This is a genomic window from Pseudomonas sp. NFPP25, from assembly GCF_900116505.1.
GTDB classification, from domain to species: domain Bacteria; phylum Pseudomonadota; class Gammaproteobacteria; order Pseudomonadales; family Pseudomonadaceae; genus Aquipseudomonas; species Aquipseudomonas protegens.
Map to the genome: position 1 here is coordinate 125,314 of NZ_FPBG01000004.1, position 15,883 is coordinate 141,196.

A 15,883-nucleotide genomic window follows, 5' to 3' on the forward strand; every position below is an offset into this window, starting at 1 on the left:
TCATGGATATCAAACGCACGATCCTGATCGTCGCCCTGGCAATCGTGTCCTATGTCATGGTTCTTAAATGGAACCAGGATTATGGCCAAGCTGCCCTGCCGACTCAGAATGTTGCTTCCAGCACGACCGCCCCGGGCTTGCCGGATGCGCCAACAGGCACTTCCGCTGCCAACGACGACATTCCGCGCGCGGCAAGCGACACCACCGCACCCGCTGAAGCGCCTGTAGCGGCAAGCAAAGATCTCATTCAGATCAAAACGGATGTGCTCGACCTGGCTGTCGATCCACAAGGTGGGGATATCGCGCAACTGCGTTTGCCACTGTATCCACGTCGTCAGGACCACCCGGAAATCCCGTTCCAGCTGTTCGATAACGGCAACGAGCGGACTTATCTGGCACAAAGTGGCCTGATTGGCAGCAACGGCCCGGACGCAAGCCCGGCCGGTCGCCCGATCTACTCGGCCGAGAAGAAAAGTTATCAACTGGCTGACGGTCAGGACCAATTGGTGGTCGACCTGAAGTTCAGCAAGGACGGCGTCAACTACATCAAGCGCTTCACCCTGAAGCGTGGCCTGTATGACATCACCGTTTCCTACCTGATCGACAACGAAAGCGCGCAGCCCTGGACCGGTGCGATGTTCGCCCAGCTCAAGCGCGACGCCAGTTCCGATCCATCCTCCAGCACCGCCACCGGCACCGCGACTTACCTGGGCGCCGCCCTGTGGACAAGTTCCGAGCCGTACAAAAAAGTGTCCATGAAAGACATGGACAAGGTGAACGAGGACAAATCCAAGGCACCCATCACTGAAAATGTTCAGGGTGGTTGGGTTGCCTGGCTGCAGCACTACTTCGTGACCGCCTGGATTCCACCAAAAGGCGAGAACAACCAGGTTCTGGCGCGTAAAGACAGCAAAGGCAACTACATCATCGGCTACACCGGCCCTTCGATGACCGTTGCTCCGGGTGCCAAGGCTGAAACCAGCGCCATTCTGTACGCCGGCCCGAAAAGCCAGGCCGTGCTGAAAGAGTTGTCCCCAGGCCTGGAACTGACCGTGGACTACGGCTTCCTGTGGTTCATTGCCCAGCCGATCTTCTGGCTGCTGCAACATATCCACAGCCTGGTGGGTAACTGGGGCTGGTCGATCATCTTCCTGACCATGCTGATCAAGGGGATCTTCTTCCCACTGTCGGCTGCCAGCTACAAGTCCATGGCACGCATGCGTGCAGTGGCTCCGAAACTGGCCGCGCTGAAGGAAAAATTCGGCGACGATCGTCAGAAAATGTCCCAGGCGATGATGGAGCTGTACAAGAAAGAGAAGATCAATCCGCTGGGCGGCTGCTTGCCGATCCTGGTGCAGATGCCGGTCTTCCTGTCCCTGTATTGGGTACTCCTGGAAAGCGTGGAAATGCGCCAGGCACCGTTCATGCTGTGGATTACCGACCTGTCGATCAAGGATCCGTTCTTCATCCTGCCGATCATCATGGGCGCCACCATGTTCATCCAGCAGCAGCTGAACCCGACGCCTCCGGATCCGATGCAGGCCAAGGTGATGAAAATGATGCCGATCATCTTCACCTTCTTCTTCCTGTGGTTCCCGGCGGGTCTGGTGCTGTACTGGGTAGTGAACAACTGCCTGTCGATCGCTCAACAGTGGTACATCACTCGTAAGATCGAAGCGGCTACCAAGAAAGCAGCTGCCTGACCTACGCTGTGGATAACCACACAAGACGCCCCCTAGTGGGGCGTTTTGCTATCTGTCACTTTTGTCTGGATGTCGGGTTATGAATGTCCCTCGTGAAACCATCGCTGCCATTGCTACCGCCCAGGGCCGCGGCGGCGTGGGTATCGTACGGATTTCCGGGCCCCTGGCGGGCGCGGCAGCCAAAGCCATCAGCGGCCGTGAGCTGAAGCCGCGGTTTGCCCATTACGGGCCGTTTCTCAGTGAGCAAGAAGAAGTCCTGGATGAGGGCATTGCCCTGTATTTCCCCGGGCCGAACTCCTTCACCGGCGAAGACGTGCTGGAACTGCAGGGCCACGGCGGCCCGATTGTTCTCGACATGCTGCTGCAGCGCTGCCTGGAACTGGGCTGCCGCCTGGCTCGGCCGGGGGAATTCAGCGAGCGTGCGTTCCTCAACGACAAACTGGACCTGGCCCAGGCCGAAGCCATTGCCGACCTGATCGAGGCCAGTTCGGCACAGGCTGCGCGCAATGCCCTGCGTTCGTTGCAAGGGGCGTTCTCCCAGCGTGTGTATAACTTGACCGAGCAACTGATCGCCCTGCGGATCTATGTCGAAGCGGCGATCGATTTTCCCGAGGAAGAAATCGACTTCCTTGCCGATGGCCATGTGTTGAGCATGCTCGATGCGGTGCGTGACGAGTTATCCACAGTACTGCGTGAAGCTGGGCAGGGCGCCTTGCTGCGCGATGGCATGACCGTGGTGATCGCCGGGCGCCCAAATGCCGGCAAATCCAGCCTGCTCAACGCCCTGGCCGGGCGCGAGGCTGCCATTGTCACCGATATCGCCGGCACCACTCGGGACATCCTGCGCGAACATATCCACATCGACGGCATGCCGTTGCACGTGGTGGACACCGCAGGGCTGCGGGACACCGAGGACCAGGTGGAAAAGATCGGTGTCGAACGGGCCCTCAAGGCCATCAGCGAGGCCGACCGGGTGTTGCTGGTGGTGGACGCCACCGCGGCGGAAGCAGCGGACCCCTTCGCCCTGTGGCCGGAGTTTCTCGAACAGCGACCAGACCCGGCCAAGGTCACGCTGATTCGCAACAAGGCCGATCTGACCGGTGAACCCATTGCCCTGGAAACCTGTGACGATGGCCATGTCACCATCAGCCTCAGTGCCATGGCCGCGGGTAGCGGGCTGGAACTGCTGCGTGACCACCTGAAAGCCTGCATGGGCTATGAACAGACGTCCGAAAGCAGCTTCAGTGCGCGCCGCCGGCACTTGGAGGCATTGCACTACGCCAGTGCCGCCCTGGAACATGGCCGGGCACAGTTGACCCTGGCAGGTGCCGGCGAACTGCTGGCCGAGGACTTGCGCCAGGCCCAACAATCGCTGGGGGAAATCACCGGGGCCTTCAGTTCCGATGACCTGCTGGGGCGGATCTTCTCCAGCTTCTGCATCGGCAAGTAATCATCCTTCCGAGCAAGCGCCTGTGGACAACTCCCTCCGGGATACCGTCTGCGGGCGTTACCTATATCCCCCATCCAAGCCCGCTGCGACATTGAGTAACAGCGCCCGCCTGAAAATAACTGCTTTATCCCCCGGTTAATCCGCCAATAGCCGTCATATCGCAGAAGTTCGCATAAGCGCCGACTTGGTTCCCTATTTGCATCCATTTCTTGTACAGGTTTATACATCTCGGGAAATTCCCCGGCATGCGTCGCCTGGGCCGACGGTTGGAAGCCGGCTGGTCTTCATGAACCTGCATTCAAGGAGCTGAAATGGCTGACGCGGGCACTGTTCTACAGCGTGGCCTGAGCACCCGGCACATCCGCTTCATCGCCCTGGGCTCTGCCATTGGCACAGGCTTGTTCTACGGTTCGGCGGCCGCCATTCAACGGGCGGGGCCTTCGGTCCTGCTGGCCTATCTGATTGGCGGCGCAGCCATCTACCTGACCATGCGCGCCCTGGGAGAGATGGCAGTCAGGACTCCTGTTTCAGGCTCTTTCGGACATTACGCCAGCAGTTATCTGGGACGTTTTGCGGGTTTTCTCACCGGCTGGAGCTACGCCTTTTCCATGCTCATGGTGTGCCTGGCTGACGTCACCGCATTCGGCGTCTACATGGGCCTGTGGTTTCCCGATACTCCCCGCTGGATCTGGGTGCTGAGCATTGTCCTGGGCATTGGCGCCTTGAACCTGTGCAGCGTAAAGGTGTTCGGCGAGCTGGAGTTCTGGTTGTCGCTGCTCAAGGTTGGCGCCATTGTGGCCATGATCGTCGGCGGCTTTACCCTGTTGTTCTTCGGCATCCAACTTGGGGAGGAACAAAGCCGGGGAGGACTGGCCAATCTCTGGGAATACGGCGGCTTTTTCCCTAATGGCGTGGAGGGCATGATCGCCTCCTTCACCATCGTCATGTTCGCCTTTGGTGGAATCGAAGTCATCGGCATCACCGCCGGCGAGGCCAAGGACCCGCAGCGCATGATCCCCAAGGCCATCAACTCGGTACCGCTGCGGATCCTGATCTTCTACGTACTGACCTTGCTGATTCTGTTGACCCTGGCTCCCTGGTCGAGCATCGGTAGCCATGGCAGCCCGTTCGTGCAGATCTTCAGCAGCCTGGGGATCAGTTCGGCGGCCACGGTGCTGAATATCGTAGTGATTTCCGCCGTGGTCTCGGCCATCAACAGCGATATCTTCAGTGCCGGGCGAATGATGTATGGCATGGCGGCGATCGGGCAGGCGCCGGCAGTGTTCGCCAGGACCTCCCGCTTCGGCGTGCCCTGGATGACGGTGTTGGTCATGTCGGTGGCATTGCTGCTGGGGGTGCTGCTCAACTACTGGATCCCGCAGGAACTGTTCCTGATCTTTGCCTCACTGGTGACCTTTTCCGTGGTCTGGGTCTGGCTGATGATCCTGCTGTCACAAATGGCCATGCGTCGTGGCATGAGTACCAGGGAAATCCACGAACTGAAGTTCCCGGTGCCCCTGGGCACTGCGGGTCAGGCCTGTGCCGTGGTTTTCATGTTGTTCATCTTCGGTGTGCTGGGCGCATTTGCCGATACGCGCCTGGCTCTGTATGTGGGGCTGGGCTGGTTGGCGCTGCTGTCGCTGGCCTATTGGATATGGATCAAGCCGGATACCACCGGCTCGGCCGCCGCCGAGCCCGGTATCGGAACTCAGGAAAAGGGATAACCCATGGGATCGTTCGAGTTGCCGCCTACAACCATTGAAGCCTTTCAGCGCGATGGCGCTGTGTGCATTCGCCAACTGTTCAGCAGCGATGAAGTCGGCCTGCTGGAGCAGGGGATCGAGCACAACCTGGCGTTTCCCAGCGAACGGGCCAAGGTCGCCAGCCGTCCGGACGACCCTGGCTGGTTCTTCGAGGACTTCTGCAACTGGCAAGAGAACCCGGCCTATCGGCAGTTCATCTTCCAGAGCAGGGTTGGCCATGTGGCTGCGCAACTGATGGGCAGCGATCAGGCTCGCCTGTATCACGACCACCTGCTGGTCAAGGAACCCAATACCCGGCAACGCACGCCCTGGCACCAGGACCAGCCGTACTACAACGTCGAAGGCCGTCAGAACTGCAGCATGTGGATGCCGGTGGACCCGGTGGCCCGGGAATCGACCCTGGAGTTCATTGCCGGCTCGCACCTGGGGCCCTGGCTGATGCCGCGAACCTTTCTCGACAACCAGGCCAGGTGGTTCCCCGAGGGCAGCCTGGCTGATCTTCCGGACATCGAGGCCGATCGTTCAGCATGGAACATTCTGGGCTGGGAACTGCAGCCCGGCGACGCAGTGTTTTTCCACATGCTGACCCTGCATGGGGCCGGCGGTGTAGGCGGAAATAGACGACGGCGGGCATTTTCCCTGCGTTTTCTCGGAGAAGACATGCGCCATGCCCCGAGACCATGGCGAACCTCACCGGAATTCCCCGGCCTGGTCGAACAGTTGGCCGCCGGCGCCGCTCTGGAACATGAGCTGTTTCCACGTTTGTGGCCTCGCGACCTGGCCTGAACGGTCATTTATCCACCGGCAGGTCGCGCTCGCGGCCTGTCTTTTCGCGTTATCCAGCTTCCATTTTCGTTCTTTGCCCTGGGCGAAGGGGGGTAGCTGTGGGCGTCTATCAGTGGAAAGCAGGTTTTTCTGTGGATTAAGCCCTGTGAATAACTGCCCTTCAGCTCAGTTGATAACCGGGCTCCAAAACTAAGGAAAACTACCCCTGTGGATAACCATCCCATTCATCCACAGGCTTAAACCGGTTATCCAAGGGCCTCATTGCCACCTAACCACAGACTTTAAAATCTCTGTACACATTGTAAATAAAGGGTTACAGCGATCTATCCACAGATAGGTGGCTGTATAAGAATAAACATAAAAACAAGGTTTTAATAAATCTCTCTCTTTTAATTTCTATTGTCCGCCAGTCATCCACAGCTGGTTAAATTTTGTGCAAAGGGTTCTTTAGAAAGGTCGAAGTCCCTATACTTGCCGCCTTGGTCCAAAAACCAACCCGACAACTACTCCTAATTACTCCTACTTGAAGCAGGCACGAGGTGCGTGGTGGATTTCCCTTCCCGTTTTGAAGTGATCGTCATCGGCGGCGGTCATGCCGGTACCGAGGCAGCACTTGCATCAGCACGCATGGGGGCAAAAACCCTGTTGCTGACGCACAACGTGGAAACCCTCGGTGCCATGAGCTGCAATCCCGCGATCGGCGGCATTGGCAAGAGCCACCTGGTCAAGGAAATCGATGCCCTGGGCGGCGCGATGGCCATGGCTACAGATAAGGGCGGCATCCAGTTTCGCGTGTTGAACAGCCGCAAAGGCCCAGCCGTGCGCGCTACCCGCGCCCAGGCCGACCGCATTCTGTATAAGGCAGCTGTTCGCGAGATTCTGGAAAACCAGCCCAACCTGTGGATATTTCAACAGGCGGCTGACGACCTGATCGTTGAACAGGATCAGGTCCGTGGTGTTGTGACCCAGATGGGCCTGCGTTTCTTCGCCGAATCCGTGGTGTTGACCACCGGTACCTTCCTCGGCGGACTTATCCACATCGGTATGCAGAACTACTCCGGCGGTCGTGCTGGTGATCCGCCCTCGATTGCCCTGGCGCAGCGACTTCGGGAACTGCCTCTGCGTGTCGGCCGCCTGAAAACCGGCACACCGCCGCGTATTGATGGCCGTTCTGTGGATTTCTCGGTAATGACCGAGCAACCTGGCGATACCCCGATTCCCGTGATGTCGTTCCTGGGGTCGAAAGAGCAGCATCCACCGCAAGTCAGTTGCTGGATTACCCACACCAACGCCCGCACCCACGAAATCATTGCTTCGAACCTCGACCGTTCGCCGATGTACTCCGGGGTGATCGAAGGTATTGGCCCGCGTTACTGCCCGTCGATCGAAGACAAGATCCATCGCTTTGCCGACAAGGAAAGCCACCAGGTCTTCATCGAGCCCGAAGGCCTGACTACCCACGAGCTGTACCCGAACGGGATATCCACCTCCCTGCCATTCGACGTGCAACTGCAGATCGTGCAGTCGATTCGCGGCATGGAAAACGCCCATATCGTGCGCCCGGGCTATGCCATCGAGTACGACTACTTCGACCCGCGGGACTTGAAGTACAGCCTGGAAACCAAAGTCATCGGTGGCCTGTTCTTCGCAGGCCAGATCAATGGCACCACCGGCTATGAAGAAGCCGGTGCCCAAGGTTTGCTGGCCGGGGCCAACGCGGCACTGCGTGCTCAGGGCAAAGACAGCTGGTGCCCGCGTCGCGACGAGGCCTATATCGGGGTACTGGTGGATGACCTGATTACCCTGGGCACCCAGGAACCGTACCGGATGTTCACGTCCCGGGCGGAATACCGCTTGATCCTGCGTGAAGACAACGCCGACCTGCGTCTGACCGAAAAAGGTCGCGAACTGGGGCTGGTGGATGACGTGCGCTGGGCCGCTTTCTGCAAGAAACGCGAAGGTATTGCCCAGGAAGAACAACGTTTGAAGTCCACCTGGGTTCGTCCGGGTACCGAGCAGGGTGATGCCATTGCACAAAAATTCGGCACGCCGCTGACCCACGAATACAACCTGCTGAACCTGCTGAGCCGTCCGGAAATCGACTACGCTGGTCTGGTCGAAGTGACCGGGCAGGGTGCTGAAGATCCACAAGTCGCGGAACAGGTCGAGATCAAGACCAAGTACGCCGGCTATATCGATCGCCAGCAGGACGAAATTGCTCGTCTGCGGGCCAGCGAAGACACCAAGCTGCCTGTGGATATCGATTACACCGGCATTTCCGGGTTGTCGAAGGAAATCCAGAGCAAGCTTGGCGCGACCCGTCCGGAAACCCTGGGCCAGGCATCGCGGATTCCCGGCGTGACCCCGGCGGCGATTTCCCTGTTGATGATTCACTTGAAAAAACGCGGCGCGGGCCGTCAGTTGGAGCAAAGCGCTTGAGTTCTATGGTCACCCCACAACACGCGGATGAGTTATCCACAGGCGCTCGCCAGCTCGGTGTCAATCTGAGCCCAACCCAGCACGAATTGCTGCTGGGTTACCTGGCCCTGTTGATCAAGTGGAACAAGGCTTACAACCTGACGGCGGTGCGCGACCCGGATGAAATGGTGTCCCGCCATCTGCTCGATAGCTTGAGCGTAATGTCGTTCATCGAAAACGGCCGCTGGCTGGACGTCGGCAGCGGTGGCGGCATGCCCGGCATCCCGCTGGCGATCCTGTTTCCCGAGTCGCAAGTCACCTGTCTGGACAGCAACGGCAAGAAAACCCGCTTCCTGACCCAGGTCAAACTCGAACTCAAGCTCGAAAACCTGCAAGTTATCCACAGTCGGGTCGAAGCCTTCACCCCTGAGCAGCCTTTCAACGGGATCATTTCCCGGGCGTTCAGCAGCATGGAGAACTTCACCAGCTGGACCCGCCACCTGGGCGACCGCGATACACGCTGGCTGGCAATGAAGGGCGTCCATCCCTCGGATGAGCTGTTAGCATTGCCGGCGGACTTCCACCTCGATAGCGAACACGCCTTGGCCGTACCCGGTTGCCAAGGCCAACGCCATCTGCTGATACTGCGCCGCACGGCATGATTGGGAACACAAGCAAGAATGGCTAAGGTATTCGCGATAGCGAACCAGAAAGGTGGCGTGGGCAAGACCACCACCTGCATCAACCTCGCAGCATCCCTGGTAGCGACCAAGCGCCGGGTGCTGTTGATCGATCTTGATCCACAGGGCAACGCCACCATGGGTAGCGGTGTGGATAAACACGGTTTGGAAAACTCGGTCTATGACCTGCTGATCGGTGAGTGCGACCTGGCCCAGGCCATGCATTTCTCCGAGCACGGCGGTTACCAGTTGCTGCCGGCCAACCGCGACCTGACGGCCGCGGAGGTGGTGCTGCTGGAAATGCAGATGAAGGAAAGCCGTCTGCGCAGCGCCCTGGCGCCAATCCGTGAAAACTACGACTACATCCTGATCGACTGCCCGCCGTCGCTGTCGATGCTCACCCTCAACGCCCTGGTCGCCGCCGATGGGGTCATTATCCCCATGCAGTGCGAGTACTACGCATTGGAAGGTTTGAGCGACCTTGTGGATAACATCAAGCGCATCGCCGAACTGCTCAACCCGGAGCTGAAGATCGAAGGCTTGCTGCGCACCATGTTCGACCCGCGCCTGAGCCTGATGAACGATGTTTCCGCGCAGCTCAAGGAACACTTCGGCGATCAGCTGTATGACACCGTGATTCCGCGCAACATCCGTTTGGCCGAAGCGCCGAGCTACGGTATGCCGGCGTTGGCGTACGACAAACAATCCCGTGGCGCGCTGGCCTACCTGGCCCTGGCGGGCGAGATGGTTCGCCGGCAACGTAAACAATCGCGCGTCGCAGCCGCCCAGCCAACTTAAGGAATCCCCATGGCCGTCAAGAAAAGAGGTCTCGGACGTGGACTGGATGCACTGTTGAGTGGTCCGACTGTCAGCGCACTGGAAGAACAAGCGGTGCAGGCCGACCAGCGTGAGCTGCAACACCTGCCCCTGGACCTGATCCAGCGCGGCAAGTACCAGCCGCGTCGGGACATGGACCCGCAAGCGCTGGAAGAACTGGCGAATTCGATCAAGAGCCAGGGCGTGATGCAGCCGATCGTGGTCCGGCCCATCGGTGGTGGTCGTTTCGAGATCATTGCCGGCGAGCGCCGCTGGCGCGCCAGCCAGCAGGCTGGTCAGGAAACCATCCCGGCGATGGTCCGCGATGTGCCGGATGAAACCGCCATCGCCATGGCTCTGATCGAGAACATCCAGCGTGAAGACCTCAACCCCATCGAGGAGGCGGTGGCCCTGCAGCGCCTGCAGCAGGAATTCCAGCTGACTCAGCAACAGGTCGCCGAAGCCGTGGGCAAGTCCCGCGTTAGCGTGGCCAACCTGCTGCGCCTGATCGCCTTGCCTGAGGTGATCAAGACCATGCTGTCCCACGGCGACCTGGAAATGGGTCATGCCCGTGCATTGCTCGGATTGCCGGAAAATCAACAGGTTGAAGGGGCGCGACACGTTGTCGCACGAGGCCTCACCGTGCGCCAGACCGAGGCCCTGGTTCGCCAGTGGCTGAGCGGCAAACAGGAACCTGCTGAACCGGTCAAGCCAGACCCGGATATCGCCCGTCTCGAGCAGCGTCTGGCCGAGCGCCTGGGCTCTGCGGTGCAGATCCGCCACGGCAAGAAGGGTAAAGGTCAGCTGGTGATCGGCTACAACTCCCTGGATGAGCTGCAAGGCGTCCTCGCTCACATCCGCTGAAACATTTCCTTATGTAGCGCGCAGTCGGAAATCACTACCCGGCAGTTGAATAGGGGCTGAACCGCCCCTATACTCTGCGCGCATTTTGTCGGCACAAATTATGCCAAGTTATTGAATTCTGGCAGCCGACCCTTGAGGAGCAAGAGCGATGGAAACCCGCACGCCAAACCGCTTGCCGTTTCATCGCTTGGCGGTTTTTCCGGTTTTACTGGCTCAGTTGATCATTTTACTGATAGCCGCTCTGGCGCTCTGGCAATGGCGTGGAGTCGTAGCCGGATACTCAGGCCTTTGCGGAGGACTGATAGCCTTGCTACCCAATGTGTATTTCGCTCACAGGGCATTTCGGTTTTCCGGCGCCCGAGCGGCCCAAGCCATCGTCCGGTCTTTTTATGCCGGTGAGGCGGGCAAACTGATTTTGACGGCGGTGCTGTTTGCACTGACGTTTGCAGGTGTGAAGCCATTGGCGCCGCTGGCTGTATTCGGCGTCTTCGTGCTGACCCAACTGGTCAGCTGGTTCGCTCCCCTGCTAATGAGAACAAGACTTTCGAGACCTTAGGGCGTTTGAGGCAACCATGTCAGCAGAAACAACCGCTTCGGGCTATATCCAGCACCACTTGCAGAACCTGACCTTCGGTCAGCTACCCAATGGGAGCTGGGGCTTTGCCCACTCCGCAGCAGAAGCCAAGGAAATGGGCTTCTGGGCATTCCACGTCGATACCCTCGGCTGGTCTGTCGCACTGGGTGTGATCTTCATTCTTCTGTTCCGCATGGCGGCCAAGAAGGCGACTTCCGGCGTGCCGGGCGCTTTGCAGAACTTCGTTGAAGTCATGGTTGGCTTCGTCGATGGCAGCGTGAAGGACAGTTTCCACGGCCGCAGCCCGGTGATCGCACCGTTGGCACTGACCATTTTCGTCTGGGTGTTCCTGATGAACGCCATCGACCTGGTACCGGTGGACTGGATTCCACAACTGGCCATGTTGATCTCCGGCGACCAGCACATTCCGTTCCGTGCCGTATCCACCACTGACCCGAACGCCACCCTGGGCATGGCCCTGTCGGTGTTTGCGCTGATCATTTTCTACAGCATCAAGGTCAAGGGCATCGGCGGCTTCATCGGCGAACTGACCCTGCACCCGTTCGGCAGCAAGAACATCCTGGTTCAGGCGCTGCTGATTCCGGTGAACTTCCTGCTTGAATTCGTGACCCTGGTTGCCAAGCCGATCTCGTTGGCACTGCGTCTGTTCGGCAACATGTATGCCGGCGAACTGGTGTTCATCCTGATCGCTGTGATGTTCGGCAGCGGCCTGCTGTGGCTCAGCGGCATGGGTGTGGTTCTGCAATGGGCGTGGGCTGTGTTCCACATCCTGATCATCACCCTGCAGGCCTTTATCTTCATGATGCTGACCATCGTCTACCTGTCGATGGCGCACGAAGAGAACCATTAAGACCAGTCTCGACTAGTCTGATGTCCCTCTCGTTGCGGCGAGAGGGGGCCCGTCTCGGGTCAATGAAACGATTTGTTTTACCGCTTTAATCTAAAAAACCTAAACCATACGACGTAAAAGTCGGGAGGAAAGATGGAAACTGTAGTTGGTCTAACCGCTATCGCTGTTGCACTGTTGATCGGCCTGGGCGCACTGGGTACCGCAATTGGTTTCGGCCTGCTGGGCGGCAAGTTCCTGGAAGGCGCAGCGCGTCAGCCAGAAATGGTTCCAATGCTGCAAGTTAAAATGTTCATCGTTGCCGGTCTGCTCGACGCCGTAACCATGATCGGTGTTGGTATCGCTCTGTTCTTCACCTTCGCAAACCCCTTCGTTGGTCAACTCGCTGGCTAATCACTCGATTCTTCGAGTTGATTGGTGTGACGGACAACGAACGAGCGAGGTGTTGGCGTGAACATTAATGCAACCCTGATTGGCCAGTCCGTTGCGTTCTTAATTTTTGTATTGTTCTGCATGAAGTTCATTTGGCCTCCGGTCATTGCAGCTCTGCACGAACGTCAAAAGAAGATCGCGGATGGACTGGACGCTGCCAGCCGAGCAGCTCGTGACCTGGAACTGGCCCAAGATAAAGCGGGTCAGCAACTGCGCGAAGCTAAAGCTCAGGCAGCTGAAATCATTGAGCAAGCCAAGAAGCGCGGTTCTCAGATCGTCGACGAAGCCCGTGAACAGGCTCGTGTCGAAGCTGAACGTGTGAAGGCTCAGGCTCAGGCCGAGATCGAACAGGAACTGAACGGCGTCAAAGACGCGCTGCGCGCCCAACTGGGCAGCCTGGCAGTCAACGGCGCAGAGAAGATCCTGGGTGCCACAATCGATCAAAACGCGCACGCAGAGCTGGTTAACAAACTGGCTGCTGAAATTTAAGCGAGGGCGATCATGGCAGAACTGACCACGTTGGCCCGACCTTACGCTAAGGCGGCCTTCGAGCACGCTCAGGCCCACCAGCAGCTGGCCTCTTGGTCAGCCATGCTCGGCCTGGCTGCAGCGGTGTCACAAGATGACACCATGCAGCGCGTGCTTAAGGCCCCGCGACTGACGAGCGCAGAAAAGGCCAGCACTTTTATCGAAGTGTGTGGCGACAAGTTTGATGCACAGGCACAGAATTTCATTCACGTTGCCGCCGAAAACGACCGTCTCCTGCTGTTGCCGGAGATCTCCGCTCTGTTCGACCTGTACAAGGCCGAGCAAGAGAAATCGGTGGATGTGGATGTGACCAGTGCGTTCGCATTGAACCAAGAACAGCAAGACAAACTCGCCAAGGTTCTCAGTGCACGGCTCGGCCGGGAAGTGCGACTGCACGCTGCGGAGGATGCCAGCCTTATTGGTGGCGTCGTAATCCGCGCCGGCGACCTGGTTATCGATGGCTCGATTCGCGGCAAACTCGCGAACCTTGCCGAAGCATTGAAATCTTGAGTTTGAAGGGGCAGCAGAGCAATGCAGCAACTCAATCCTTCCGAAATAAGTGAAATTATCAAGGGCCGCATCGAAAAGCTCGATGTGACCTCCCAAGCCCGTAACGAAGGCACTGTCGTCAGCGTATCTGACGGCATCGTGCGGATTCACGGTCTGGCCGACGTTATGTACGGCGAGATGATCGAGTTTCCGGGCGGCGTCTACGGTATGGCCCTCAACCTGGAGCAAGACTCCGTAGGTGCCGTTGTATTGGGCGCGTACACCAGTCTGGCTGAAGGCATGAGCGCCAAGTGCACTGGCCGCATCCTGGAGGTTCCGGTTGGTAAGGAACTGCTGGGTCGCGTAGTCGACGCACTGGGTAACCCAGTTGACGGCAAAGGTCCGCTGAACAACACCGAGACCGACGCGGTCGAGAAAGTTGCTCCAGGCGTGATCTGGCGTAAGTCGGTAGACCAGCCTGTACAGACTGGCTACAAGGCTGTCGATGCCATGATCCCAGTCGGCCGTGGCCAGCGTGAGCTGATCATCGGTGACCGTCAGATCGGTAAGACCGCTCTGGCGATCGACGCGATCATCAACCAGAAAGACAGCGGCATTTTCTGCGTCTATGTGGCTATCGGTCAGAAGCAATCGACCATCGCCAACGTGGTTCGCAAGCTGGAAGAAAACGGTGCACTGGCTAACACCATCATCGTTGCAGCGAGCGCTTCGGAATCTGCAGCACTGCAATTCCTGGCTCCGTACTCCGGTTGCACCATGGGCGAATACTTCCGCGACCGCGGTGAAGACGCGCTGATCGTTTATGACGATCTGTCCAAGCAAGCAGTGGCCTACCGCCAGATTTCCCTGCTGCTGCGCCGTCCACCAGGCCGTGAAGCCTACCCAGGTGACGTGTTCTATCTCCACTCCCGTCTGCTGGAGCGCGCATCCCGCGTTTCCGAAGAGTACGTAGAGAAGTTCACCAACGGCGCAGTGACTGGCAAGACCGGTTCCCTGACCGCTCTGCCGATCATCGAAACCCAGGCTGGCGACGTTTCCGCGTTCGTTCCGACCAACGTGATCTCCATCACCGACGGTCAGATCTTCCTGGAATCGGCCATGTTCAACTCCGGGATCCGTCCTGCTGTGAACGCCGGTGTTTCGGTATCCCGTGTGGGTGGTGCCGCTCAGACCAAGATCATCAAGAAGCTGTCCGGTGGTATCCGTACCGCTCTGGCTCAGTACCGTGAATTGGCGGCATTCGCCCAGTTCGCTTCTGACCTGGACGAAGCGACCCGTAAGCAACTTGAGCATGGTCAGCGCGTTACCGAGCTGATGAAGCAGAAGCAATATGCGCCGATGTCCATCGCCGACATGTCCTTGTCCCTGTATGCCGCTGAACGTGGCTTCCTGACGGACGTCGAGATTGCCAAAGTTGGTAGCTTCGAACAGGCCATGATTGCTTACTTCAACCGCGATCACGCCGACCTGATGGCGAAGATCAACGTGAAGGGTGACTTCAATGACGAAATCGACGCTGGCCTGAAAGCCGGTATCGAGAAGTTCAAAGCCACCCAAACCTGGTAAGCCGCAGCGGGAGCCGCAAGGCTCCCGCTTGCTAACCTGATAGGTGTTACATGGCAGGCGCAAAAGAGATTCGCAGTAAGATTGCGAGCATCAAAAGCACGCAAAAAATTACCAGCGCCATGGAAAAAGTGGCGGTCAGCAAAATGCGCAAGGCACAAATGCGCATGGCTGCTAGCCGTCCTTATGCGGAGCGCATCCGCCAGGTTATTGGTCATCTGGCCAACGCCAACCCGGAATATCGTCACCCGTTCATGATCGACCGTGCTATCAAGCGCGTCGGTTACGTTGTGGTGAGCAGTGACCGTGGTCTGTGTGGTGGCTTGAACACCAACCTGTTCAAGGCCCTGGTCAAGGACATGGCGGTAAACCGCGAACAAGGCGTCGAGATCGATCTGTGTGTGGTCGGTAGCAAGGGTGCGGCCTTCTTCCGCAACTTCGGCGGTAACGTCGTTGCAGCTATCAGCCATCTGGGTGAAGAGCCGTCGATCAATGATCTGATCGGCAGCGTCAAGGTGATGCTGGATGCGTACCTGGAAGGCCGGATTGACCGCCTGTCCGTGGTATCCAACAAGTTCATCAACACCATGACCCAGCAGCCGACCGTGGAGCAGTTGATTCCACTGGAGGCAACCCCGGATCAAGAACTCAAGCACCACTGGGACTACCTCTACGAACCGGATGCCAAGGAGCTGCTGGACGGCTTGATGGTCCGTTACGTGGAGTCGCAGGTCTACCAGGCGGTGGTCGAGAACAACGCAGCTGAACAAGCGGCGCGGATGATCGCAATGAAGAACGCTACCGACAACGCCGGTGATTTGATCAGCGATTTGCAGCTGATCTACAACAAGGCGCGTCAGGCTGCGATCACCCAAGAGATCTCGGAAATCGTCGGCGGCGCTGCCGCGGTTTAACGGTTCAAATATTC

15 protein-coding genes are annotated in these 15,883 nt (G+C 58.4%); all 15 read left to right on the forward strand.

The features are described 5' to 3' along the window. Positions 1-2: 2 nt before the first annotated feature. The 15 genes from yidC (at position 3) to atpG (ending at position 15,869) form a co-directional block, all read left to right on the forward strand. Positions 3-1,703, forward strand: a complete 1,701-nt coding sequence (gene yidC, locus BM382_RS16835; protein ID WP_011064394.1) for a membrane protein insertase YidC — start codon at positions 3-5, stop codon at positions 1,701-1,703. A gap of 79 nt (positions 1,704-1,782) precedes the next feature. After that, positions 1,783-3,153 carry a tRNA uridine-5-carboxymethylaminomethyl(34) synthesis GTPase MnmE gene (gene mnmE / locus BM382_RS16840; protein WP_072443367.1) on the forward strand — a complete coding sequence of 457 codons (1,371 nt, stop codon included), beginning with the start codon at positions 1,783-1,785 and terminating at the stop codon, positions 3,151-3,153. Between the two features lie 311 nt (positions 3,154-3,464). Then, positions 3,465-4,877, forward strand: a complete 1,413-nt coding sequence (locus BM382_RS16845; protein WP_072443369.1) for an amino acid permease — start codon at positions 3,465-3,467, stop codon at positions 4,875-4,877. 3 nt (positions 4,878-4,880) lie between these two features. Beyond that, positions 4,881-5,702 (forward strand): phytanoyl-CoA dioxygenase family protein, encoded by an 822-nt coding sequence (locus BM382_RS16850; protein WP_072443371.1) that lies wholly within the window; start codon positions 4,881-4,883, stop codon positions 5,700-5,702. A gap of 546 nt (positions 5,703-6,248) precedes the next feature. Further along, on the forward strand, positions 6,249-8,141 hold the full coding sequence (mnmG, locus tag BM382_RS16855; protein ID WP_019095990.1) for a tRNA uridine-5-carboxymethylaminomethyl(34) synthesis enzyme MnmG: 1,893 nt from the start codon (positions 6,249-6,251) through the stop codon (positions 8,139-8,141). A 5-nt stretch (positions 8,142-8,146) separates the two neighbouring features. Next, positions 8,147-8,782: a 16S rRNA (guanine(527)-N(7))-methyltransferase RsmG gene (rsmG, locus tag BM382_RS16860; protein ID WP_170866336.1), complete on the forward strand. Its 636-nt coding sequence runs from the start codon at positions 8,147-8,149 to the stop codon at positions 8,780-8,782. An 18-nt stretch (positions 8,783-8,800) separates the two neighbouring features. Continuing rightward, entirely contained in the window at positions 8,801-9,598 is a 798-nt protein-coding gene (locus tag BM382_RS16865; protein WP_011064388.1) for a ParA family protein, read from the forward strand. A gap of 9 nt (positions 9,599-9,607) precedes the next feature. Then, the gene (locus tag BM382_RS16870) at positions 9,608-10,480 is read left to right on the forward strand and encodes a ParB/RepB/Spo0J family partition protein (protein ID WP_011064387.1); all 873 of its coding nucleotides are present in this window, start codon (positions 9,608-9,610) and stop codon (positions 10,478-10,480) included. A 148-nt stretch (positions 10,481-10,628) separates the two neighbouring features. After that, positions 10,629-11,036 (forward strand): F0F1 ATP synthase subunit I, encoded by a 408-nt coding sequence (locus BM382_RS16875; protein WP_015637573.1) that lies wholly within the window; start codon positions 10,629-10,631, stop codon positions 11,034-11,036. Between the two features lie 16 nt (positions 11,037-11,052). Continuing rightward, complete coding sequence (gene atpB, locus BM382_RS16880; RefSeq protein ID WP_011064386.1) at positions 11,053-11,925, forward strand: F0F1 ATP synthase subunit A; 873 nt, start codon at positions 11,053-11,055, stop codon at positions 11,923-11,925. A gap of 132 nt (positions 11,926-12,057) precedes the next feature. After that, positions 12,058-12,315: a F0F1 ATP synthase subunit C gene (gene atpE / locus BM382_RS16885; RefSeq protein WP_002555987.1), complete on the forward strand. Its 258-nt coding sequence runs from the start codon at positions 12,058-12,060 to the stop codon at positions 12,313-12,315. A gap of 57 nt (positions 12,316-12,372) precedes the next feature. Further along, complete coding sequence (locus BM382_RS16890) at positions 12,373-12,843, forward strand: F0F1 ATP synthase subunit B (RefSeq protein ID WP_011064385.1); 471 nt, start codon at positions 12,373-12,375, stop codon at positions 12,841-12,843. A gap of 12 nt (positions 12,844-12,855) precedes the next feature. Beyond that, complete coding sequence (locus BM382_RS16895; RefSeq protein WP_011064384.1) at positions 12,856-13,392, forward strand: F0F1 ATP synthase subunit delta; 537 nt, start codon at positions 12,856-12,858, stop codon at positions 13,390-13,392. A 21-nt stretch (positions 13,393-13,413) separates the two neighbouring features. Beyond that, positions 13,414-14,958, forward strand: a complete 1,545-nt coding sequence (gene atpA, locus BM382_RS16900; protein ID WP_011064383.1) for a F0F1 ATP synthase subunit alpha — start codon at positions 13,414-13,416, stop codon at positions 14,956-14,958. Positions 14,959-15,008: 50 nt separating this feature from the next. Next, positions 15,009-15,869, forward strand: a complete 861-nt coding sequence (gene atpG, locus BM382_RS16905) for a F0F1 ATP synthase subunit gamma (protein ID WP_011064382.1) — start codon at positions 15,009-15,011, stop codon at positions 15,867-15,869. Positions 15,870-15,883: the final 14 nt, after the last annotated feature.